This window comes from Enterobacter cloacae complex sp. IR5412 (genome assembly GCF_049237385.1).
Lineage (GTDB): Bacteria > Pseudomonadota > Gammaproteobacteria > Enterobacterales > Enterobacteriaceae > Enterobacter > Enterobacter intestinihominis.
Window position 1 is genome coordinate 79,753 of the sequence record NZ_JBMKHQ010000014.1, and the last position, 21,936, is coordinate 101,688.

Consider the following 21,936-nt stretch of genomic DNA (forward strand, 5'->3'; position numbering starts at 1 on the left):
ACCCAATGCAATTGCGTAAATTACTTCTGCCAGGACTGCTTTCTGTTACGTTATTGAGTGGTTGTTCACTGTTCAGTGGCGAAGAAGACGTTGTCAAAATGTCCCCGCTGCCGACGGTTGAAAACCAGTTCACTCCGTCCACCGCCTGGGACACCTCCGTGGGTGATGGTATTGGCGATTTTTATTCCAACCTGCACCCGGCATTTGCTGACGGCGTGGTCTATGCGGCCGATCGCAAAGGCACCGTTAAAGCGCTGAACGCTGATGACGGAAAAGAAGTGTGGTCCATTAACCTGGCGGAAAAAGACGGCTGGTTCTCCCGTAAACCTGCGCTGCTTTCTGGCGGCCTGACCGTTGCTGGCGGTCACGTGTATGTGGGCAGCGAAAAAGCGCAGGTTTACGCGCTGAATGCCAGCGACGGTTCGGTTGCATGGCAGACCAGCGTTGCCGGTGAATCCTTGTCACGTCCGGTTGTCAGCGACGGCCTGGTGTTGATCCATACCAGCAACGGCCAGTTGCAGGCGCTGAACGAAGCCGATGGTCTGGTAAAATGGACGGTTAACCTGGATATGCCAGCGCTGTCTCTGCGTGGTGAATCTGCTCCGGCGACTGCATTTGGCGCCGCCATTGTGGGTGGTGACAATGGTCGTGTCAGCGCAGTACTGATGCAGCAGGGCCAGATGATCTGGCAGCAGCGTATTTCCCAGGCGACCGGTTCAACTGAAATCGACCGTCTGAGTGACGTGGACACCACGCCGGTCATCGTTGACGGTGTGGTTTACGCGCTGGCGTATAACGGCAACCTGACGGCGCTGGACCTGCGAAGCGGCCAGATCATGTGGAAACGTGAGCTGGGTTCCGTGAACGATTTCATTGTCGACGGCAACCGTATTTATATGGTGGATCAGAACGACCGTCTGCTGGCGCTGAGCACCGAAGGTGGCGTGACGCTGTGGACGCAGAGCGATCTGCTGCACCGTCTGCTGACCGCACCGGCACTGTATAACGGCAGCCTGGTGGTGGGCGACAGCGAAGGCTATATGCACTGGATCGATCCAGAGAATGGCCGCTTTGTGGCGCAGCAGAAAGTGGACGGCTCAGGCTTCCTGACCGACCCGGTTGTGGCTGACGGCAAACTGCTGATTCAGGCAAAAGACGGCACGCTGTACGCGATCACGCGTTAATTACACGGCGGTTGTAGTATACTAAACGGCTCCTGTTCACTCAGGAGCCGTTTTGACATTTTTAAAAACGCTGCGAAAGCGACGTTATTTTGAATTTTATGAGGCTTCAAACATGGTACCTGTGGTCGCGCTTGTCGGGCGCCCTAACGTTGGAAAATCCACTCTTTTTAACCGTTTAACACGCACCCGTGATGCGCTGGTTGCGGATTTCCCGGGGCTGACGCGTGACCGTAAGTACGGTCGTGCAGAGGTGGAAGGACGCGAGTTCATCTGTATCGATACCGGGGGTATTGACGGTACGGAAGACGGCGTAGAAACCCGCATGGCAGAGCAATCTCTGCTGGCTATCGAAGAAGCGGATGTGGTTCTGTTTATGGTGGATGCGCGCGCTGGCCTGATGCCCGCGGACTCCGCTATCGCTAAACATCTGCGTTCACGCGAAAAGCCAACCTTCCTGGTGGCGAACAAAACTGACGGCATTGATGCCGATCAGGCCGTTGCGGATTTCTGGTCTTTAGGTCTGGGTGATATTTATCCTATCGCGGCCTCGCATGGCCGTGGCGTCACCAGCCTGCTGGAAACCGTTCTGCTGCCGTGGGTTGATGAAGTAAACCCGCCGGAAGAGGTGGACGAAGACGCCGAATACTGGGCACAGTTTGAAGCCGGAGAGGAAGGCGAGGAAGAGCCGGAAGATGACTTCAACCCGCAGGATCTGCCTATTAAGCTGGCTATCGTTGGTCGCCCAAACGTAGGTAAGTCTACGCTTACTAACCGTATTCTGGGCGAAGAGCGCGTGGTGGTTTACGACATGCCAGGCACAACGCGTGACAGCATTTACATTCCAATGCAGCGCGATGAACGTGAGTACGTACTTATCGACACTGCAGGGGTGCGTAAGCGCGGGAAAATCACCGATGTAGTGGAAAAATTCTCGGTGATCAAAACCCTTCAGGCGATTGAAGACGCCAACGTGGTGCTGCTGGTTATTGACGCACGTGAAGGTATCTCCGATCAGGATCTCTCTCTGCTCGGCTTTATCCTTAATAGTGGGCGCTCACTGGTTATCGTCGTCAACAAGTGGGATGGCCTGAGCAATGAAGTACGCGAACAGGTGAAAGAGACGCTGGACTTCCGTCTGGGCTTTATCGACTTTGCCCGCGTTCACTTCATCTCTGCCCTGCACGGCAGCGGCGTAGGCAACCTGTTCGAATCCGTTCGTGAAGCCTATGACAGCTCTACCCGCCGCCAGAGCACAGCGATGCTGACCCGTATCATGAACATGGCTGCTGAAGACCACCAACCGCCGCTGGTGCGTGGCCGTCGCGTGAAGCTGAAATATGCCCACGCCGGGGGGTATAACCCGCCTATCGTGGTGATCCACGGTAACCAGGTGAAAGACCTGCCGGACTCCTACAAACGCTACCTGATGAACTACTTCCGTAAGTCGCTGGACGTGATGGGTACGCCTATCCGTATTCAGTTCAAGGAAGGGGAAAACCCGTTTGCGAATAAACGTAATACCCTGACGCCGAACCAGATGCGTAAGCGTAAGCGTTTGATTAAGCACATTAAGAAAAGCAAATAATTCTTACCGAACTCACTAAAACCCGCGCCTGTCGCGGGTTTTTTTAGCTCATTCAAAAGGTCTGCCTTCCCTGTGTGATGTCAATCACTATTCGCTTTTAACCATGTTTATATCTAAGAAAGTAGACAATCGTCGAATTTTCATCTTAAAGTCCAGGGTTCGGTACTAGACAAAACTAGCGCCTGGTTATCAAATGGTTAACCAACATTTCGCCGCATGTAAAAAATCGATCGGATACGTAACCGTTCGGCGTACATGCTGGTGTTTACAAGCACGACACATACCTTTTCGGGAGAATTATGCAATCCTCTGTTAATCAAAAAGAGAGCCGAACCTTCTTCGGCCATCCTTATCCGCTCGGTTCGCTGTTCTTCACCGAGATGTGGGAGCGTTTCTCGTTTTACGGTATTCGCCCGCTATTGATCCTGTTTATGGCCGCCACCGTGTACGACGGGGGGATGGGCCTGGCGCGTGAAAACGCCTCGGCGATTGTCGGCATCTTCGCGGGCACCATGTACCTCGCCGCACTGCCGGGCGGCTGGCTGGCGGATAACTGGCTCGGCCAGCAGCGGGCCGTCTGGTACGGTTCGATTTTGATTGCGCTTGGGCACCTGTCGATTGCCCTGTCGGCCATTATGGGCGACAACCTGTTCTTCATCGGCCTGATGTTCATCGTGCTCGGCTCCGGCCTGTTCAAGACCTGTATCTCGGTCATGGTCGGTACCCTCTACAAAAAGGGCGATGCGCGTCGTGACGGCGGTTTCTCGCTGTTCTATATGGGCATCAACATGGGCTCGTTCATTGCCCCTCTGATTTCCGGCTGGCTGATTAAAACCCACGGCTGGCACTGGGGCTTTGGTATCGGCGGTATCGGGATGCTGGTCGCCCTGATTATCTTCCGCGTGTTTGCCGTTCCGGCCATGAAGCGCTACGACAGCGAAGTCGGTCTGGACTCCACCTGGAACAGTCCAGTAGTGAAACGTAACGGCGTGGGTGCCTGGCTGCTGGCGCTGGCTGTGGGTGTTGCAATCATCGTCACGTTGATTGCCCAGGGCGTGATTGTGATTAATCCGGTCGCGGTGGCCAGCGTGCTGGTATATGTGATTGCCGCCTCCGTCGCGCTCTACTTCATCTACCTGTTCATCTTCGCCGGGCTGAATCGCAAAGAGCGCGCAAGGCTGCTGGTATGCTTTATTCTGCTGGTCTCCGCCGCGTTCTTCTGGTCCGCGTTCGAGCAGAAGCCAACCTCCTTCAACCTGTTCGCCAACGACTACACTAACCGCATGATCGGTGATTTTGAGATCCCGGCGGTGTGGTTCCAGTCGATTAATGCCCTGTTCATCATTCTGCTGGCACCGGTATTTAGCTGGGCATGGCCGAAGCTGGCGAGCAATAATATTCGCCCGAGCAGTATCACCAAGTTCGTGATCGGTATTTTGTGCGCGGCGGCGGGCTTCGGCCTGATGATGCTGGCGGCACAGAACGTGCTGAGCAACGGTGGAGCAGGGGTTTCTCCGTTCTGGCTGGTGGGCAGTATCCTGATGCTGACGCTCGGGGAACTGTGCCTGAGTCCGATTGGTCTGGCAACCATGACCCTGCTGGCGCCGGAAAGAATGCGCGGTCAGATGATGGGCCTGTGGTTCTGCGCCAGTGCGCTGGGTAACCTGGCTGCGGGCCTGATTGGTGGTCACGTGAAGGCCGACCAGCTGGATATGCTGCCGGACCTCTTTGCCCGTTGCTCCATCGCGCTGTTGATTTGTGCTGCGGTGCTGATCGTCCTCATTGTTCCGGTGCGTCGCATGCTGGAAAATGTGCAGACAAAACCGGCTACCGAAGCCTGATACTATTCAGCCTGCCGGGGTAGTTATCCAGCCCCGGCCCAACTCAACAGGAGAGAGCATGTCGATAACCTGTCCGGATTGCCACGCAGCGCTCGAGCCGCAAAACGGTATCGCGCACTGCGACAGCTGCAATAACGATATTCCCCTCGAAGCGCGCTGCCCTGATTGCCATCAACCGCTTCAGGTACTCAAGGCCTGCGGTGCGGTGGATTACTTTTGCCAGAACGGCCACGGTCTTATCTCTAAAAAACGCGTGGAGTTTGTTCGGGCTGAAGGTTAATCGCACACGCAGCCTTCACCTTTCTGCCACAGTTCCACCAGCGACTCGGGTGCTTCCTGCTCGGGTACCAGCACGATGATATCGGCGTAGTGCGCCTGATTTTGGCCGGTCCAGATAATCTGGATGCGGAAATAGCGCTGGTCACCGCTGCCGGGGGAAGAGGCTTGCCCGGGCGGCTGGCCGCGCGGGAAAGCCTGCTCCAGAATGCTCACCAGGCGCTGGCGCTGGGCCTCATTAAGCGAGGAGAGCGCAATGGTGCGCTGGCTGCTCAGCTTAGGGATAAAAGCGACGCCGCCTTCCCGGGCCAGCTCAACCACGGCGTCATCCGTCAGTTCCGGAACCTGCATTACAGCACTCCTACCTGTTCCCAGGCTTGTTTTATAGCCGCCCCAACGTCGCTACCGGAGCGTTTCTCGCCGTGCGCTATCGTCAGTTTTGCAAAGGCATCAAAATCCGCATCCTGTGCCAGGTTGCGATCGCAAACCGTGTCGTACCAGGCATAACCCGCTTTTTCCCAGGCGTAGCCACCGATCGCCGTTGCGGCCAGGTAAAACGCGCGGTTGGGGATACCGGAGTTAAGGTGTACGCCGCCGTTATCCTCGCGCGTTTTGATGAAATCTTTCATATGCCCGGGCTGCGGATCTTTACCGAGCAGCGGATCGTTATAGGCCGTGCCGGGTTCAGACATGGAGCGAAGCCCTTTCCCGTTGATGCCCTCCGCCAGCAGCCCTTCACCAATCAGCCAGTCTGCTTTATCGGCGGTTTGCTTAAGATGGTATTGCTTCACCAGCGAACCGAACACGTCGGATAACGACTCGTTCAGCGCGCCCGATTGTTCAAAGTAGATGAGTCCGGCTTCGGTCTCCGTCACGCCGTGGCTAAGCTCATGCGCTACCACGTCGATGGCAATGGTAAAGCGGTTGAAGATTTCCCCGTCGCCATCGCCAAAGACCATCTGCTGGCCGTTCCAGAAGGCGTTTTGATACTCACGGCCATAGTGCACGGTGCCGGTGAGGATCAGCCCTTTGTTATCGAGCGAATCGCGCTGATATTCCTTCCAGAAGAAATCATGGGTAATACCCAGATAATCGTACGCTTCATCCACCGCCACATCTCCGTTGGAGGGCTGGCCTTCATAGCGTACCTGGGTACCCGGCAGCTCCTGGGTCTGTTTCGCATCGTAGATGTCACGCTCAAGCTGACCGGCTTTATTCACATGCGGCGCGGCGGGTTTGCCCGGCATATGGGCCATCAGCGTCTGGACGTGGGTTAAGGTCTGACGGGCGCAGCGCTGCTGCGGCTCAGAACCGCTTTCGATAATACGGCGAAGAATATACGGAGGGATGACGCTATGTAGATGGGGCATGCTGCTCTCCTTATTAAAAAAGGCAATAGCAGCAGTATAGTTTGTAACCGGCGAAGATTTATCCGCTTTTACGCTGACGCGTTTTTTTCACCGGTTTGATCTCTTTCACTTCACTCTCGACCCAGCCGTCAGAAAGCCGGGTGGTGAGCACATCCCCTGCTTTAACCTGCTTCGTCTGCTTCAGCACTTTGCCGTCCGTCGCGGTGGTCACGCTATAGCCGCGGGCCAACGTGGAGAGTGGGCTGACGGCTTCCAGATGGGTGACCGCATTGCCAAAACGCTCGCGGGTGGCGCTCATGCGTGAGCGGATATTTTCCGCGAGGCGGAACTCAAGCTGCTGGATACGCGTTTGTGCGCGATAAATCTTCGGCTGCGGATTCTGCTGGTTCAGACGCTGAGTCGTGCGCTGCTGGCGCGATATCGCTTTCTTAAGCTGGTTATCCAGCGCGAAGTTCATCCGCTGACGCAGACGCTCCAGTACGGTTTGCTGACGCGCCAGACGCAATTGCGGATGCTGCTGTTGCAGACGATGATGAAGCTGGGTAAAGCGGCGGGTACGGTTGGCGAGGAAGTAGTCCATCGCCATCTCCAGGCGCTGCTGCCCGTTCTGGATCTGGCGCAGCAGCTCCTGCTGATTACGGCTGACCACCTCTGCCGCCGCGGACGGCGTGGGCGCGCGTAAATCCGCGACAAAATCGGCTATCGTCACATCCGTTTCATGGCCGACGGCGCTCACCACAGGGATAAGGCTGGCAAAGATTGCCCGCGCCACGCGCTCGTCGTTAAAGCTCCACAGGTCTTCCAGCGAGCCGCCGCCGCGCCCGACGATCAGGACATCGCACTCCTGACGCGCATTCGCCAGCTCAATCGCGCGCACGATCTGCCCCGGCGCATCGTCACCCTGAACGGCAGTTGGGTAGATAATGACGGGCAGGGAAGGGTCACGGCGCTTCAGGACGTGCAAAATATCGTGCAGCGCCGCGCCGGTTTTCGAGGTGATAACTCCAACACAGTGGGCAGGTGAGGGCAGGGGCTTTTTAAACTGCTGGTCAAACAATCCCTCAGCCGAAAGCATGGCTTTTAACTGCTCGTACTTCTGCTGCAACAAGCCTTCACCGGCGGGCTGCATGCTCTCGACGATAATCTGATAATCGCCGCGCGGCTCATACAGGGTAATGTTGGCGCGAACCAGAACCTGCTGGCCATGCTGAGGGCGGAACGTCACGCGACGATTGCTGTTGCGGAACATCGCGCAGCGCACCTGAGCGGTGTCGTCTTTTAGCGTAAAGTACCAGTGACCGGAAGCAGGCTGCGTGAAGTTAGAGATTTCACCGCTGATCCAGACCTGTCCCATTTCCTGCTCAAGCATCAAACGCACCGTCTGATTAAGGCGGCTGACAGTATAAATTGAGGGGGATTGAGAGGATAACATGTGAGCGGGATCAAATTCTAAATCAGCAAGTTATTCAGTCGATAGTAACCTGCTGAGAGGCGATCGCAAGCATTTTTTTCAAAAAAGTGTAGATGCAATCGGTTACGCTCTGTATAATGCCACGGCAATATTTAACCACCCAGGTCAGAGATATTGCCCATGCTACGTATCGCTAAAGAAGCACTGACGTTTGACGACGTCCTCCTCGTTCCCGCTCATTCCACCGTTCTACCGAATACTGCCGACCTCAGCACGCAGTTGACGAAAACCATTCGTCTGAACATTCCTATGCTCTCCGCAGCAATGGACACCGTGACTGAAGCGCGTCTGGCTATCGCTTTGGCACAGGAAGGCGGCATTGGCTTTATCCACAAAAACATGTCTATCGAGCGTCAGGCGGAAGAAGTTCGCCGCGTGAAGAAACATGAATCCGGTATCGTGTCCGATCCTCAGACCGTTCTGCCAACCACCACCCTGCACGAAGTGAAAGCGCTAACCGAGCGTAACGGCTTTGCAGGTTACCCGGTTGTGACCGAAGACAACGAGCTGGTGGGCATCATCACCGGTCGTGATGTGCGTTTCGTGACTGACCTGAACCAGCCTGTCAGCGTCTATATGACACCAAAAGAGCGCCTGGTGACCGTTCGCGAAGGCGAAACCCGCGACGTGGTGCTGGCGAAAATGCACGAAAAACGCGTTGAGAAAGCGCTGGTTGTGGATGCGAACTTCCACCTGCGTGGCATGATCACCGTTAAAGATTTCCAGAAAGCAGAACGTAAACCGAACGCTTGTAAAGACGAGCATGGCCGTCTGCGCGTCGGCGCTGCGGTTGGCGCGGGCGCAGGTAACGAAGAGCGCGTTGACGCGCTGGTTGCCGCGGGCGTTGACGTGCTGCTGATTGACTCCTCACATGGCCACTCCGAAGGCGTTCTGCAACGTATTCGTGAAACCCGTGCTAAATACCCGGATCTCCAGATCATCGGCGGTAACGTGGCTACGGGCGCAGGTGCTCGCGCGCTGGCGGAAGCCGGTTGCAGCGCGGTGAAAGTGGGTATCGGCCCTGGCTCTATCTGTACTACCCGTATCGTCACCGGCGTGGGCGTTCCGCAGATCACCGCGGTGTCTGACGCGGTTGAAGCGCTGGAAGGCACCGGTATTCCGGTTATCGCGGACGGCGGTATCCGCTTCTCTGGCGACATCGCCAAAGCGATCGCCGCAGGTGCCGCAGCCGTGATGGTGGGCTCCATGCTGGCCGGTACCGAAGAATCCCCGGGCGAAATCGAACTCTACCAGGGCCGCTCTTACAAATCCTACCGCGGTATGGGCTCCCTGGGCGCGATGTCCAAAGGTTCCTCCGACCGTTACTTCCAGACCGATAACGCCGCTGACAAACTGGTACCGGAAGGCATCGAAGGCCGCGTGGCCTATAAAGGCCGTCTGAAAGAGATCATCCACCAGCAGATGGGCGGCCTGCGTTCCTGTATGGGGCTGACCGGCTGTGGTACCATTGACCTGCTGCGTACCAAAGCGGAATTCGTACGCATCAGCGGTGCGGGTATCCAGGAGAGCCACGTGCACGACGTGACGATCACCAAAGAGTCCCCGAACTACCGTCTGGGATCATGATTTTCTTCGCCCGACCTCGTGTCGGGCGATTTATTTAATCTGTTTCACTTGCCTCGGAATTAGCGTCAATGACGGAAAACATTCATAAACATCGCATCCTCATCCTCGATTTTGGTTCTCAGTACACTCAACTGGTGGCGCGTCGCGTGCGTGAGCTGGGCGTTTACTGTGAGCTGTGGGCGTGGGATGTCACGGAAGCACAGATTCGCGAGTTCAATCCAAGCGGCATCATCCTGTCCGGCGGCCCGGAGAGCACCACCGAAGAGAACAGCCCGCGCGCGCCACAGTACGTATTCGAAGCGGGCGTACCGGTGTTCGGCGTGTGCTACGGCATGCAGACTATGGCGATGCAGCTGGGCGGCCACGTAGAAGGCTCTAACGAGCGTGAGTTCGGCTACGCGCAGGTAGAAGTCGTCACCGACAGCGCGCTGGTGCGCGGTATCGAAGACTCCCTGACCGCAGACGGCAAACCGCTGCTGGACGTATGGATGAGCCACGGCGACAAAGTCACCGCTATCCCGTCGGACTTCGTGACCGTAGCCAGCACCGAAAGCTGCCCGTTCGCGATTATGGCGAACGAAGAAAAACGCTTCTACGGCGTGCAGTTCCACCCGGAAGTGACTCACACCCGTCAGGGTATGCGCATGCTGGAGCGCTTCGTGCGTGATATCTGCCAGTGTGAAGCCCTGTGGACCCCGGCAAAAATCATCGACGACGCCGTGGAGCGTATCCGCCAGCAGGTTGGTGATGACAAAGTGATCCTCGGCCTCTCCGGCGGCGTGGATTCCTCCGTGACCGCGATGCTGCTGCACCGCGCCATCGGCAAAAACCTGACCTGCGTCTTCGTGGACAACGGCCTGCTGCGTCTGAACGAAGCCCAGCAGGTCATGGACATGTTCGGCGACCACTTCGGTCTGAACATCGTTCACGTGGAAGGCGAACAGCGCTTCCTGGACGCGCTGAAAGGCGAGAACGATCCGGAAGCGAAACGTAAAATCATCGGCCGCGTATTCGTGGAAGTGTTCGACGAAGAAGCGCTGAAGCTGGAAGACGTGAAATGGCTGGCGCAGGGCACTATCTACCCTGACGTGATCGAGTCTGCGGCCTCCGCGACCGGTAAAGCGCACGTTATCAAATCTCACCACAACGTGGGCGGCCTGCCGAAAGAGATGAAGATGGGCCTGGTTGAACCACTGCGTGAGCTATTCAAAGACGAAGTGCGTAAGATCGGTCTGGAGCTGGGGCTGCCGTACGACATGCTCTACCGTCACCCATTCCCGGGCCCGGGCCTCGGCGTACGCGTGCTGGGCGAAGTGAAGAAAGAGTACTGCGACCTGCTGCGTCGCGCGGACGCGATCTTCATTGAAGAGCTGCACAAGGCTGACCTATACAACAAGGTTAGCCAGGCGTTCACCGTGTTCCTGCCGGTTCGCTCCGTCGGCGTGATGGGCGATGGCCGCAAGTACGACTGGGTTGTCTCCCTGCGTGCTGTGGAAACCATCGACTTCATGACCGCGCACTGGGCGCACCTGCCGTATGACTTCTTAGGCCGCGTGTCTAACCGCATCATCAACGAAGTGAACGGCATTTCCCGCGTGGTGTATGACATCAGCGGCAAGCCACCGGCGACGATCGAGTGGGAGTAAGCCCATAACCTTTCCTGCGAAGTTATAAGCAGGTAAGACTGATAAAACCCTCTGTTTACAGAGGGTTTTTCTTTTGTAACTGATATCCGAACGGGACGTGAATTATTGGCTCATCTGTCGGGATCCACGGCAGCCGATACTGCGTCGCCATGCCCCTGGCGCCTGACCATACTGACGCTTAAAGCTGCGGTTGAAGGACTGCTGAGAATCAAAGCCCAGCGCGATCGCCACGTTCAGAATCGGTTCATCGCTTTGGGCTAAGCGCTCAACTGATTTTTGCAGCTTTTGCGCGCGAATATATTCAGCGAGAGGGGAGCCGGTATGTTCTTTGAAGATCCGCTGGAGATGCCATTTCGAATAGCCGGCTCGCCTGGAGACGGTTTCAATGTCCAGGCGGCTATCAAGGTTGTTGTCGATCCAGTCGAGCAAATCGTGAATGAATGCACCCGTGTTCATCTTGCTTCCCCCTACGCCACGCATTAAAAGCATCTTTGTTTGTTGCACTTAAAGGTGGCCCGTTTTGATATTAATTGCAAGTTTTATTGTTACATTTAAATCCCTTCTCAAAACCCGTGATTTACCTTCGCGGCAAATAGCACATAAAGTGCAACAATTATTCTTGCACTTAATTAAGCGCCTTCCTACAATCGCCGCGATAGTGTATTCGCAACTGTTACAGTTTTGTGGCGATGAACGACACAAATGGCCTTAAGCCAGACCGGACAAAGGAAGTGGCGCGGCGCCTCCCGCTGCGTCTTGCCCGGCGGCTACAATAACCGGAATAAAAATAATGAGCCTGCAAAAAACCTGGGGTTACTTTCATCTGAGCGCGACGGGGGTGGTTTTACTCTCCGCGCTTCTCGTCGGGTGCGATGACAGTGTCGCGCAAAATGCTGCACCGCAAGCGCCCGTCGTCAGCGCAGCTGACGTGGTGGTGAAATCCATTAGCCAGTGGGACAGCTTTAACGGTCGCATTGAAGCGGTGGAAAGCGTTCAGCTGCGCCCACGCGTCTCCGGCTACATTGATAAAGTGAATTACACCGACGGCCAGGAGGTGAAAAAGGGCGAGGTGCTGTTCACGATTGATGACCGAACCTATCGCGCGGCGCTGGAACAGGCGCAGGCGAACCTGGCGAGAGCCAAAACGCAGGCCAGCCTGGCGCGAAGCGAGGCTAACCGTACCGATAAATTAGTCAATACCAACGTGGTATCCCGTGAAGAGTGGGAGCAGCGCCGTTCCGCCGCTACCCAGGCGCAGGCCGATATTCGCGCGGCGCAGGCGGCGGTTGATGCCGCGCAGCTCAACCTCGACTTCACCAAAGTGACCGCGCCTATCGACGGTCGCGCCAGCCGGGCGCTGATCACCAGCGGTAACCTGGTGACTGCGGGTGACAGCGCCAGCGTGCTCACCACCCTGGTCTCACAGAAGACGGTTTACGTCTACTTCGACGTGGACGAGTCCACCTATCTTCACTATCAGAACCTGGCCCGCAGCGGGCAGGGGGCGTCCAGTCACCACACGGCGCTGCCGGTGGAGATTGGTCTGACGGGTGAGGAGGGCTATCCCCATCAGGGCAAAGTGGATTTCCTGGATAACCAGCTCACGCCGAGTACCGGTACAATCCGCATGCGCGCGCTGCTGGATAACTCACAGCGTCAGTTCACGCCGGGACTCTTCGCACGCGTGCGCCTGCCGGGCAGTGCGGAATTTAAAGCCACGCTTGTTGACGATAAGGCGGTGCTGACCGATCAGGATCGTAAGTATGTTTATGTCGTTGATAAAGACGGGAAAGCGCAGCGCCGCGATATTACGCCGGGGCGTCTGGCCGACGGTTTACGTATCGTACAGCAGGGGCTGAAACCCGGGGATAAAGTCATCGTCGATGGTTTACAAAAAGTGTTTATGCCGGGTATGCCGGTTAACGCGAAAACCGTTGCCATGACCGCCAGCGCCGCCCTCAACTGATCCCTTACCTGAGAATCCAATCCATGGACTTTTCCCGTTTTTTCATCGATAGGCCGATTTTTGCCGCCGTACTGTCGATTCTGATTTTTATCACAGGATTAATCGCCATCCCGCTGCTGCCGGTGAGCGAATATCCTGATGTCGTGCCGCCAAGCGTGCAGGTGCGCGCCGAGTACCCGGGCGCCAACCCGAAAGTGATTGCCGAAACCGTGGCGACGCCGCTGGAAGAGGCGATCAACGGCGTTGAAAACATGATGTACATGAAATCCGTCGCGGGCTCCGACGGCGTGCTGGTGACTACCGTCACCTTCCGTCCGGGTACCGACCCGGATCAGGCGCAGGTACAGGTGCAAAACCGCGTTGCACAGGCCGAGGCGCGTCTGCCGGAAGACGTTCGGCGTCTGGGCATCACGACTCAGAAACAGTCGCCAACGCTGACGCTGGTGGTGCATCTCTTTTCGCCTGGCGGTAAGTACGATTCACTGTATATGCGTAACTACGCCACGCTGAAGGTGAAGGACGAGCTGGCGCGTCTGCCCGGCGTGGGTCAGATCCAGATTTTCGGCTCGGGTGAATACGCGATGCGCGTCTGGCTGGACCCAAATAAAGTGGCCGCGCGCGGACTGACGGCCTCGGACGTGGTGACGGCGATGCAGGAGCAAAACGTACAGGTCTCCGCCGGGCAGCTTGGCGCCGAGCCGCTGCCGAAAGAGAGCGATTTCCTGATCTCCATTAACGCCCAGGGCCGTCTGCATACCGAAGAAGAGTTTGGCAATATTGTCCTGAAAACAACGCAGGACGGTACGGTCGTCCGCCTGCGCGACGTGGCGCGTATCGAGATGGGTTCCGGCAGCTATGCGCTGCGCTCCCAGCTGAACAATAAAGACGCGGTCGGGATTGGTATCTTCCAGTCACCGGGGGCAAACGCCATCGATCTGTCTAACGCGGTGCGCGCCAAAATGGACGAACTGTCCACCCGTTTCCCGGACGATATGAAGTGGGCGGCACCTTACGACCCAACGGTATTTGTGCGCGACTCGATCCGTGCGGTTGTACAAACGCTGCTGGAAGCGGTGGTGCTGGTCGTGCTGGTGGTGATCCTGTTCCTGCAAACCTGGCGCGCGTCGATCATCCCGCTGATCGCGGTGCCGGTATCGGTGGTGGGTACCTTCAGCATTCTTTACCTGCTGGGCTTCTCGCTGAATACACTGAGCCTGTTCGGGCTGGTGCTGGCCATCGGTATCGTGGTGGATGATGCCATCGTGGTGGTGGAGAACGTTGAGCGAAATATCGAAGAGGGGCTCGCCCCGCTTGCGGCGGCGCATCAGGCGATGCGTGAAGTGTCCGGGCCGATTATCGCCATTGCGCTGGTGCTGTGTGCAGTGTTTGTGCCGATGGCGTTCCTCTCTGGCGTGACCGGCCAGTTCTACAAACAGTTTGCGGTAACGATAGCCATTTCCACGGTGATCTCCGCGATCAACTCGCTGACGCTTTCTCCGGCGCTGGCCGCGCTGCTGTTGAAGCCGCATGGTGCCCCGAAAGATTTCCCGACCCGGCTTATCGATCGTCTGTTCGGCTGGATTTTCCGTCCGTTTAACCGCTTTTTCCATCGCAGCTCGACCGGCTATCAGGGACTGGTAGGGAAAACGCTTGGCCGACGCGGTGCAGTGTTTGCGGTTTATTTGCTGCTGCTTTGTGCCGCGGGTGTGATGTTTAAAGTCGTACCCGGCGGGTTTATTCCGACGCAGGATAAGCTGTACCTGATCGGCGGCGTGAAAATGCCGGAAGGCTCGTCGCTGGCGCGTACCGATGCGGTGATCCGCAAAATGAGCGAAATCGGGATGAATACCGAAGGTGTGGATTATGCGGTCGCGTTTCCTGGCCTGAACGCGCTCCAGTTCACCAATACGCCGAACACCGGGACGGTCTTCTTTGGCCTGAAGCCGTTCGACCAGCGTAAACATACTGCGGCGGAAATTAACGCGGAGATCAATGCGAAAATCGCGCAAATCCAGCAGGGCTTTGGCTTCTCGATTCTGCCGCCGCCGATTTTAGGGCTGGGTCAAGGGTCCGGTTATTCGCTGTACATTCAGGACCGTGCTGGTCTGGGCTATGGCGCGCTGCAAAACGCGGTGAACACCATGTCCGGGGCGATTATGCAGACGCCGGGGATGCATTTCCCCATCTCAACCTACCAGGCTAACGTTCCGCAGCTGGATGTGCAGGTTGACCGTGATAAAGCGAAAGCGCAGGGCGTATCACTTACCGATCTTTTCGGCACGCTGCAAACCTATCTGGGCTCGTCATATGTAAACGACTTTAACCAGTTTGGACGGACCTGGCGCGTAATGGCACAGGCCGACGGGCAGTTCCGCGACAGCGTGGAAGATATCGCGAATTTACGCACACGCAATGACCAGGGCGAAATGGTGCCGATTGGCAGTATGGTGAAAATCACGACCACCTACGGGCCGGACCCGGTGATCCGCTACAATGGTTACCCGGCGGCGGATCTTATTGGTGATGCTGACCCGCGCGTGCTCTCTTCCGCGCAGGCGATGACGCAGCTGGACGCCATGTCTAAGCAGATCCTGCCGAACGGGATGAATATTGAATGGACGGACCTGAGTTTCCAGCAGGCCACCCAGGGCAATACGGCGCTGATCGTCTTCCCGGTCGCGGTGCTGCTGGCGTTCCTGGTGCTGGCGGCGCTGTATGAAAGCTGGACGCTGCCGCTGGCGGTGATCCTTATCGTGCCGATGACGATGCTCTCCGCGCTGTTCGGCGTCTGGCTGACCGGGGGCGATAACAACGTCTTCGTGCAGGTGGGGCTGGTCGTGCTGATGGGGCTGGCCTGTAAAAACGCGATACTTATCGTGGAGTTTGCCCGCGAGCTGGAAATTCAGGGCAAAGGCATCATGGAGGCTGCACTGGAGGCGTGCCGCCTGCGTTTACGCCCGATTGTAATGACCTCTATCGCCTTTATTGCCGGGACCATTCCACTGATCCTTGGTCACGGGGCAGGGGCAGAAGTCCGCGGCGTCACCGGGATCACCGTCTTCTCCGGGATGCTGGGCGTGACGCTGTTTGGTCTGTTCCTGACGCCGGTCTTTTACGTGACGCTGCGTAAATTCGTGACGCGCGGCAAAGCGGAAAGAGAGGTGTTGCCTGCGTAGGACGTAGCAGATAACAAAAAGCCGCCTTCATTGTGAAGGCGGCTTTTTTTTCGCAATCCGTCAGGATTAAGGCGCTTTTTTATGCTGCGTACACAGTTCCGGCACCGGATCGCACCCGCTGGTATCGGCTTTTTTCACCTCTTCCAGCGCGCTGGCGACGGTATGGCGCGCTAAAACCGCTAACGAAGCCTGCTCCGCTTCATCAGCGATTGATTTGAAGTACCAGCAGGCGTTGGCGCTGACCACACAGCGGGCCGGGACGTCAGGACGGGACGCCCACAGCTTTTTATCTTCAGTGACGGAAAGGTAGATATCACGCAGGGTGATCTCTTCAGCCGGGCGGCCAAGGTGAATAGAGCCGTTGCGGCCAAGCGTGGAGACGATAATGCCGTCGCGGGCGAGAGGAACCATTAATTTGCGGATAAAGCTCGGATTCGCTTCCAGGCCGTAAGCCAGGATTGCACTCGTCGAACGTTCACCCGATTGCTCCGCCATCGCTACGCTGAGAACCATCTGCAAAGCTGTCGGGAAGCGGTAATCTAACATTTTTCTGTCCTGGGTTGCGGTGAATCTTGTTCTTTTTGGCACCGCAGAGGTGAATAATTAGTAAGTAACAATATAACAAATACGGTAATTTTATTGAAGCAATCTGCGGCATACGTGAAGTAACGCTGCGCTGACACATGTCAGGACGTGTAGCGCCGGGTTTACGTTCATGCGAACGACGGATTCGGGAAATCAACGGTCACCATAAGACCACCTTCGGCTGACGTACTCAGATTGACCCTGCCGTTGTGTTGCTGCGTAACGGCTTTGACGATGGCAAGCCCCAGTCCACTCCCGCTTTGGGTCTGATTAGGATCGCGGAAAAATCTGTCGAACACGCGCTCCCGCAGTTCAACCGGGATACCGGGGCCCGCGTCTGAGACGCGCAGCTGAGCGGACGTATCACGCGATTGCAGTTGTACCTCAATGCGTCCACCCTCAGGGCTGTACTTCACGGCATTCTCAATTAAATTGTCGATCAGCGACACCAGACGTTCCCGAATGCCTGCGACATGGATTTCATCGTCGGCGAAGAATTCAAACTCAATCCCGCGTGCCGATGCCAGCGGCTCCAGTGCGGCCATTCGCTCCTGAATAAGCGTTGTCAGCGGCACAGGCTCCATTACCGTGTCGATGTGCGCTTCGCTGTGCTTCATCAGCAGAAGCTGATTGACGAGACGAGCAGCACGGCTATTGCTGCGAACAATGCCTGCAAGCAGCTCCTGCTGGCTTTCGCTGATGACCGAGGACTGAAGCGCCTCGACGTTGATTCGCATCGCGGCCAGCGGCGTACGCAGCTCGTGCGCGGCATCGGCAATAAACACCCTTTCCCTTTCGGCGCTTTCCCGCACCCTGGCGAGAAAGTCATTAATCGCGTCCACCGTCTGGCGCAGCTCCCTGTGCCTGGGAACGGCTTTTAAGGGAGAGAGAGCGTCTGGCGTGCGCAATGAAATTTCATTCACTACCCTGTTCCAGGGGCGCATCGCGATGCGGATTGACAGCCACGCGGGAAACAGAAGAAAAGGGATGCATACCAGCAGCGGCATGACGTAATAGCCGCGCGAGTTCAGGTAGATAAAGAAATTCCAGCTGCCGGCCGGGGTGAAAAGGGTGACCTCCACGTCGGAGCGCGCAGATTTGAGCGTGCGGCTCGTCCAGGTGTGGTCTCCAGTCCGGACGCGCTGCATTTCCCCCAGGCGGCTATTTTTCACCTCCGTTGGCGCGCCACGCGAAGAAAAAATAATCTCATTATGCTTGCGAACGATCAGGTTGATAGCGAGCTCCGGATCTTCACCGCCGCCATAACCCTCCCGCAGCGCCTTGCTGAACGCGGCCAGCACCTCATTACGCGCCTGCGGCCTATCCTCCATGCTCTCAACCAGGGAAAAGAGGGTTTCGTAAGTCTCACTGCCCGTGAGTATTGGAGGGCTGCGCAGGTCCTCCAGCAAAATGAAGGTTAAAAAAAGACACCACAGTAACGTAAGCAGCAGCATCTGGGCGACCAGCATTCGCCTGACCAGCGTAGGGAGCCTGAGGCGGTACCAAAAATTACGCATCAGCCTGCCGCCTTCTGAACCGGTACGGTATCAATGACGTACCCTACGCCCCGCACCGTTCGCACAAAGCCATCGCCAATTTTTCGCCGCAGGTTACCCATATGCACGTCGAGCGCGTTGCTGAGATTTTCTTTCGTGCCGAATATCCTCTCTTCCAGATACCGCCGCGTAAGCACGCGATCGGCGCGCAGCATTAACGTTTCAAGCAGCGCATATTCGCTTGCCGTCAGCTCAACGTGGCGTGCGCTCACCATTACGCGACGCGTCGGAATATGAAGCGACAAACCGCGAATTTCTATTGCCTCATTTTCAAAACCGTAACTGCGTCGCGCAAGGGCTCTCACGCGTGCCAGCAGCTCGGCGAGAACAAAAGGTTTGACCAGATAGTCGTCCGCGCCCGCGTCCAGCCCGCACAGGCGGTCCTGCAGCGTGCCTCGCGCCGTCAGGATAATGACGGGGATCCCCCGGAGCTGCTGACGCAGACGCGTCATCAGGCTCATGCCATCGCCATCGGGCAGCCCCAGGTCGAGCAGGATAAGCTCCGGCACGCAGAGCTCAAGCTGATGCAGCGCATCCTCTTTCCGGCGTACCCATATGACATCAAATCCTTGATCTGCAAGGGCGAAACGTACGCCGTTGCCGAGATCCAGGTCGTCTTCAATTAGTAGAATTTTCACAAAGGTAACGGTATCAGCAGTGGATGAAGAACAGCTTAAGAAAAAAACGGTATCAGGAAATCATTCAGCTTTACAGAACCAGCACGTGCTTCAGCGTTTCTTCATTTTCGGCTCATAAGAACCTTAGGGAGGGTATTCAGAATGAGCGCGCTGGCGTTTAACACCGCCTGAATCGTAACCATCTGAATCCAAAAGGGCTTCTTTAATGAGAAACTGCAAACTGCGTCACAGGTTCCCCCGTTCACTCATCGGTCGCAGCGTGAAAAGCATCCTGTCGGGGGCCGTCCTGGCGTTACTGGCTACCCCGGCGCTGGCGGCCGGGCAGCGCCAGGGCAACGTGTTAACCCTGGGGGGCGGCGTGGATGTTGCGCCACGCTATTCCGGTTCGGATAAGAGCCGCGTTACTGCGGCTCAGGTGGTTGATTACGCGATGGCAAATGGGTTCTTTATCAGTACCACCCGCGGGCTCGGCTACGGCAACCGCGTTGGCAACCTGGATTACAGCGCTGCGCTGAGCTATCGCGCAGGACGTAAGGATCGCGACGTAAGCAGCGATTCAATCGCCTCCGGCAGCGACTACCTGCGGGGGATGGGTGACATCAAAGGCTCAGCCGTCGTTGTGCCGGGGCTGGGGTACAGGGTAACTGACTGGCTTAACGTGCAGCTGCAGGCTGAGGTCCCGGTTTCGGAAAGAGACAACGGTGAGGCTGTGCACTTCGGCATTGCCAGCCCGCTCTACACCTCTCCTGAAAACTCGGTGACGCTGGCGCTGACCGGCAGCTGGGGATCCAGCAAGTACATGCAAACGTACTACGGGGTCAGCGCCGCCCAGTCGGCCGCATCGGGTTTTGCCCGACATGATGCCGGATCGGGCATATACGCCTATTCGCTGAACCTGGACTGGACCCATAAGCTCACCTCCCGCTGGAGCCTGCTTGCCGCAGCTGGCGTTACGCAGCTGACGGGAGAGGCGGGCGATAGCCCCATTGTTCAGCGAAAAACGTCTCCTGTGGGAAGTTTGAAGGTGACGTATAGCTTCTGATGGTTCAGTGAGGGCGAAGGCGCGTTTGTGACAAAACCGCACATAACCCCGTTACAGGAGCCGGAAGTACATAAAGCCCGTAGGATGGCGTGGCCCGAAGTCGGACCGTTCATCATGCGGGCTTTTTTTATCACTGTTGACCCGATAACGCCTGTTCAATCGTACGGGTAACAACGTCCGGCTGGCTGACCATCGATACATGGCTTGCCGCAACCTCCGTGGTGTTGGCGTTGATTTTCTTCGCCATTGCGCGCTCAAGCTCAGGATTGATCATCCGGTCATTTTTGCTGACCACATACCAGCTCGGTTTGTCATGCCAGGCGGCATGCGCGACTTTCTCCCCAAACGCATTGGCCTTAATGGGGCTCTGCGTCGCGGCAATCACGCTGCGCTCAACGTCCTTCACGTCAGGGGCAAAATTCTCGCTGACCGCTTTTGTCGGCAGATATAAATACCCCTCTGCCGTTTTAGCGAGGCTGGCGCTCCCTGGCGGAGCAGGGAAGCTATTTGCCAGTTCTGCCGTCGACTGGCCGGAATCCGGCGCAAAAGCGGCAACGTAAACCAGAGACTTCACCCGCGCATTATTGCCCGCTTCGCTGATTACCGACCCGCCCCAGGAGTGCCCAACCAGCACAACGTCGCCATGAGCCCGGGCGATAGCACGCTGCGTGGCGGCGACATCATCTTTCAGAGACGTGAGCGGAAGTTGTACCGCAATGACCTCGGTATGGTGTTTTTGCAGCCGGGTAATCACCTTATTCCAACTGCTGCCGTCGGCAAACGCCCCGTGCACCAGCACCACGCTGGCTTTCGTCTCTGCCAGCGCGCTGGTGGAAACCGCCAGCAGCGCCGCTGTTAATACAGACAATGCTTTCATAACAGGCTCCTTAAAAGTGATGAACCGCCGCGTGGGGCGGTACGGTGAACTCAACGGTTTTATGGTCGATGGGCTTATGCGTCGGGTCGGCAACGATGATGGTTACCTTGTGTTTCCCGGCGGGCAGCCCGACCAGGATCACCGGCTCGCCGCTGGTATCAGCCCAGTGCCAGGGCGCGTCATCCACCACTACGTGAATATGGCCGATACGCGGAGTGACTTTCAGCGCGTCGGGTCCAAATACAGGTTCAATGCGCAGGTTTTCGACGCGGTACTGAATAAAGACCGCACCTTTACTCAGCGGTCCCGCCAGCGGTGGGTCGACGATCAGTTTTGCTGGCGGCTGGGGTTTTTCCTGCGGCGCTACGGCGGCCGGGCCATTAACATCAGCGGCGCTCAGGCCATCCAACGGTGCGGCCAGTGCGCCAGCAAAGGACGTCAGCGCAAATACAGGAAGCAGGAAATATCGACGAATCATCGGTGTCTCTCCTCATCAGTTTATTATGGCGAGGGACACAGAAGACCATTTTTATGTATCGGGGATGTTTGCTTTTGCGGGCGTTTTGTACCGGTTTGTCAGCGTAGCGCTCGGGATACAGTGCGATACAGTTTGTCTGCCTGGAGCGAACACGCTTTAGCGCTCGGGCGAATCCACTACAAGACCTGATTGCTGCGACTGAATTTTGTCCTGATGGTGATACCAGGCGCCAATGGAGGAATAAACAAAGCGGCCAAAGAAAAACAGGAAACTGATGAGCAGTATGATGCGGGTCATCCGGGTGTTAAATCGATGTCGTTTTCGCATACGCGTAGCCTGACTCACTTTCTTTTCCTGAGTATACCCTTTTGGGCGATACGGCTATTAAGGCACAGCCGCAAGTCAGGGTCAATTCGGCGAAATGTAAAATACCGTCAATGCTTACATTAATTTATGTTATTAAAAACAACGCTTTTATTTATCGCATTGATAATTACAGGAAAAATATTCAAATAAAACGTAAGAAATGTTTATTCAGATAAATTAATTTGATTTAGGTCAACGGCATCTCGTCGTTGATATTTAAAATCCCACCTCCACTGTGCTTGCCAGGAATTTTCCGGGCATCGTGTACGTCAGGTTGGATGCCTGTCTTCAT

Annotated in this window: 19 protein-coding genes; 9 read left to right on the top strand and 10 right to left on the bottom strand. The window is 56.6% G+C overall.

What is annotated here, in order from left to right; translation table 11 throughout:
• Positions 1–5: 5 nt before the first annotated feature.
• The 4 genes from bamB (at position 6) to ACOTX2_RS20360 (ending at position 4,890) form a co-directional block, all read left to right on the top strand.
• Positions 6–1,184 carry an outer membrane protein assembly factor BamB gene (gene bamB, locus ACOTX2_RS20345; RefSeq protein WP_022648999.1) on the top strand — a complete coding sequence of 393 codons (1,179 nt, stop codon included), beginning with the start codon at positions 6–8 and terminating at the stop codon, positions 1,182–1,184.
• A 112-nt stretch (positions 1,185–1,296) separates the two neighbouring features.
• Positions 1,297–2,769: a ribosome biogenesis GTPase Der gene (gene der / locus ACOTX2_RS20350; RefSeq protein WP_022648998.1), complete on the top strand. Its 1,473-nt coding sequence runs from the start codon at positions 1,297–1,299 to the stop codon at positions 2,767–2,769.
• Positions 2,770–3,068: 299 nt separating this feature from the next.
• Entirely contained in the window at positions 3,069–4,610 is a 1,542-nt protein-coding gene (locus ACOTX2_RS20355; protein ID WP_023306697.1) for a peptide MFS transporter, read from the top strand.
• Between the two features lie 58 nt (positions 4,611–4,668).
• Positions 4,669–4,890: a zinc ribbon domain-containing protein gene (locus ACOTX2_RS20360; RefSeq protein WP_023300707.1), complete on the top strand. Its 222-nt coding sequence runs from the start codon at positions 4,669–4,671 to the stop codon at positions 4,888–4,890.
• Here ACOTX2_RS20360 and ACOTX2_RS20365 read toward each other — a convergent pair.
• Genes ACOTX2_RS20365 through xseA form a run of 3 tightly spaced genes read right to left on the bottom strand, consistent with a single transcriptional unit; the run spans position 4,887 to position 7,688 of the window.
• Positions 4,887–5,237 (bottom strand): protealysin inhibitor emfourin, encoded by a 351-nt coding sequence (locus ACOTX2_RS20365; RefSeq protein ID WP_063148293.1) that lies wholly within the window; start codon positions 5,235–5,237, stop codon positions 4,887–4,889. The two genes, ACOTX2_RS20360 and ACOTX2_RS20365, sit on opposite strands and share 4 nt — an antisense overlap.
• On the bottom strand, positions 5,237–6,256 hold the full coding sequence (locus ACOTX2_RS20370; protein WP_023306696.1) for a M4 family metallopeptidase: 1,020 nt from the start codon (positions 6,254–6,256) through the stop codon (positions 5,237–5,239). The genes ACOTX2_RS20365 and ACOTX2_RS20370 overlap by 1 nt, the downstream gene beginning before the upstream one ends.
• A gap of 58 nt (positions 6,257–6,314) precedes the next feature.
• Positions 6,315–7,688, bottom strand: a complete 1,374-nt coding sequence (xseA, locus tag ACOTX2_RS20375) for an exodeoxyribonuclease VII large subunit (protein WP_063148294.1) — start codon at positions 7,686–7,688, stop codon at positions 6,315–6,317.
• A 159-nt stretch (positions 7,689–7,847) separates the two neighbouring features.
• On the opposite strand from xseA, the gene guaB reads away from it, so the two are divergent.
• Positions 7,848–9,314 carry an IMP dehydrogenase gene (gene guaB, locus ACOTX2_RS20380; RefSeq protein ID WP_003860601.1) on the top strand — a complete coding sequence of 489 codons (1,467 nt, stop codon included), beginning with the start codon at positions 7,848–7,850 and terminating at the stop codon, positions 9,312–9,314.
• 68 nt (positions 9,315–9,382) lie between these two features.
• The gene (gene guaA / locus ACOTX2_RS20385) at positions 9,383–10,960 is read left to right on the top strand and encodes a glutamine-hydrolyzing GMP synthase (protein ID WP_006811514.1); all 1,578 of its coding nucleotides are present in this window, start codon (positions 9,383–9,385) and stop codon (positions 10,958–10,960) included.
• Between the two features lie 102 nt (positions 10,961–11,062).
• Here the strand turns inward: guaA and ACOTX2_RS20390 are convergent, their stop codons facing one another.
• Positions 11,063–11,416 carry a helix-turn-helix domain-containing protein gene (locus ACOTX2_RS20390; protein WP_006811509.1) on the bottom strand — a complete coding sequence of 118 codons (354 nt, stop codon included), beginning with the start codon at positions 11,414–11,416 and terminating at the stop codon, positions 11,063–11,065.
• Positions 11,417–11,750: 334 nt separating this feature from the next.
• Here ACOTX2_RS20390 and ACOTX2_RS20395 point away from each other — a divergent pair, with 334 nt between their 5' ends.
• Positions 11,751–12,926 carry an efflux RND transporter periplasmic adaptor subunit gene (locus ACOTX2_RS20395; RefSeq protein ID WP_045308556.1) on the top strand — a complete coding sequence of 392 codons (1,176 nt, stop codon included), beginning with the start codon at positions 11,751–11,753 and terminating at the stop codon, positions 12,924–12,926.
• Between the two features lie 23 nt (positions 12,927–12,949).
• Entirely contained in the window at positions 12,950–16,102 is a 3,153-nt protein-coding gene (gene oqxB / locus ACOTX2_RS20400; protein ID WP_023300700.1) for a multidrug efflux RND transporter permease subunit OqxB, read from the top strand.
• 66 nt (positions 16,103–16,168) lie between these two features.
• Here the strand turns inward: oqxB and ACOTX2_RS20405 are convergent, their stop codons facing one another.
• The 3 genes from ACOTX2_RS20405 to ACOTX2_RS20415 form a co-directional block, all read right to left on the bottom strand.
• Positions 16,169–16,648: an RrF2 family transcriptional regulator gene (locus ACOTX2_RS20405; protein ID WP_003860591.1), complete on the bottom strand. Its 480-nt coding sequence runs from the start codon at positions 16,646–16,648 to the stop codon at positions 16,169–16,171.
• A gap of 167 nt (positions 16,649–16,815) precedes the next feature.
• Positions 16,816–18,204, bottom strand: a complete 1,389-nt coding sequence (locus ACOTX2_RS20410; protein ID WP_063148295.1) for a sensor histidine kinase — start codon at positions 18,202–18,204, stop codon at positions 16,816–16,818.
• Positions 18,204–18,881: a response regulator gene (locus tag ACOTX2_RS20415; RefSeq protein ID WP_032623790.1), complete on the bottom strand. Its 678-nt coding sequence runs from the start codon at positions 18,879–18,881 to the stop codon at positions 18,204–18,206. Before ACOTX2_RS20415 ends, ACOTX2_RS20410 begins: the two co-directional genes overlap by 1 nt.
• Positions 18,882–19,086: 205 nt before the next feature.
• Between ACOTX2_RS20415 and ACOTX2_RS20420 the strand changes: the two genes are divergently transcribed.
• Positions 19,087–19,923, top strand: a complete 837-nt coding sequence (locus tag ACOTX2_RS20420; RefSeq protein ID WP_063148296.1) for a MipA/OmpV family protein — start codon at positions 19,087–19,089, stop codon at positions 19,921–19,923.
• A 130-nt stretch (positions 19,924–20,053) separates the two neighbouring features.
• On the opposite strand, the gene ACOTX2_RS20425 is transcribed toward ACOTX2_RS20420, so the two are convergent.
• The 3 genes from ACOTX2_RS20425 to ACOTX2_RS20435 form a co-directional block, all read right to left on the bottom strand.
• Positions 20,054–20,800 (bottom strand): alpha/beta fold hydrolase, encoded by a 747-nt coding sequence (locus tag ACOTX2_RS20425; RefSeq protein ID WP_063148297.1) that lies wholly within the window; start codon positions 20,798–20,800, stop codon positions 20,054–20,056.
• Positions 20,801–20,810: 10 nt separating this feature from the next.
• Complete coding sequence (locus ACOTX2_RS20430; protein ID WP_003860582.1) at positions 20,811–21,278, bottom strand: DUF6130 family protein; 468 nt, start codon at positions 21,276–21,278, stop codon at positions 20,811–20,813.
• Positions 21,279–21,434: 156 nt separating this feature from the next.
• Entirely contained in the window at positions 21,435–21,605 is a 171-nt protein-coding gene (locus ACOTX2_RS20435; protein WP_017383512.1) for a YfgG family protein, read from the bottom strand.
• Between the last annotated feature and the right edge of the window lie 331 nt (positions 21,606–21,936).

Excerpts from the sequence above, each read along its gene's own strand:
- guaA (WP_006811514.1), top strand. The coding sequence starts at position 9,383 with ATGACGGAAAACATTCATAAACATCGCATCCTCATCCTCGATTTTGGT.
- xseA (WP_063148294.1), bottom strand. The coding sequence starts at position 7,688 with ATGTTATCCTCTCAATCCCCCTCAATTTATACTGTCAGCCGCCTTAAT.
- bamB (WP_022648999.1), top strand. The coding sequence starts at position 6 with ATGCAATTGCGTAAATTACTTCTGCCAGGACTGCTTTCTGTTACGTTA.
- ACOTX2_RS20395 (WP_045308556.1), top strand. The coding sequence starts at position 11,751 with ATGAGCCTGCAAAAAACCTGGGGTTACTTTCATCTGAGCGCGACGGGG.
- ACOTX2_RS20435 (WP_017383512.1), bottom strand. The coding sequence starts at position 21,605 with ATGCGAAAACGACATCGATTTAACACCCGGATGACCCGCATCATACTG.
- ACOTX2_RS20410 (WP_063148295.1), bottom strand. The coding sequence starts at position 18,204 with ATGCGTAATTTTTGGTACCGCCTCAGGCTCCCTACGCTGGTCAGGCGA.
- ACOTX2_RS20365 (WP_063148293.1), bottom strand. The coding sequence starts at position 5,237 with ATGCAGGTTCCGGAACTGACGGATGACGCCGTGGTTGAGCTGGCCCGG.
- der (WP_022648998.1), top strand. The coding sequence starts at position 1,297 with ATGGTACCTGTGGTCGCGCTTGTCGGGCGCCCTAACGTTGGAAAATCC.
- ACOTX2_RS20390 (WP_006811509.1), bottom strand. The coding sequence starts at position 11,416 with ATGAACACGGGTGCATTCATTCACGATTTGCTCGACTGGATCGACAAC.
- ACOTX2_RS20360 (WP_023300707.1), top strand. The coding sequence starts at position 4,669 with ATGTCGATAACCTGTCCGGATTGCCACGCAGCGCTCGAGCCGCAAAAC.
- ACOTX2_RS20420 (WP_063148296.1), top strand. The coding sequence starts at position 19,087 with ATGAGAAACTGCAAACTGCGTCACAGGTTCCCCCGTTCACTCATCGGT.
- ACOTX2_RS20430 (WP_003860582.1), bottom strand. The coding sequence starts at position 21,278 with ATGATTCGTCGATATTTCCTGCTTCCTGTATTTGCGCTGACGTCCTTT.
- oqxB (WP_023300700.1), top strand. The coding sequence starts at position 12,950 with ATGGACTTTTCCCGTTTTTTCATCGATAGGCCGATTTTTGCCGCCGTA.
- ACOTX2_RS20355 (WP_023306697.1), top strand. The coding sequence starts at position 3,069 with ATGCAATCCTCTGTTAATCAAAAAGAGAGCCGAACCTTCTTCGGCCAT.
- ACOTX2_RS20425 (WP_063148297.1), bottom strand. The coding sequence starts at position 20,800 with ATGAAAGCATTGTCTGTATTAACAGCGGCGCTGCTGGCGGTTTCCACC.
- ACOTX2_RS20405 (WP_003860591.1), bottom strand. The coding sequence starts at position 16,648 with ATGTTAGATTACCGCTTCCCGACAGCTTTGCAGATGGTTCTCAGCGTA.
- ACOTX2_RS20370 (WP_023306696.1), bottom strand. The coding sequence starts at position 6,256 with ATGCCCCATCTACATAGCGTCATCCCTCCGTATATTCTTCGCCGTATT.
- guaB (WP_003860601.1), top strand. The coding sequence starts at position 7,848 with ATGCTACGTATCGCTAAAGAAGCACTGACGTTTGACGACGTCCTCCTC.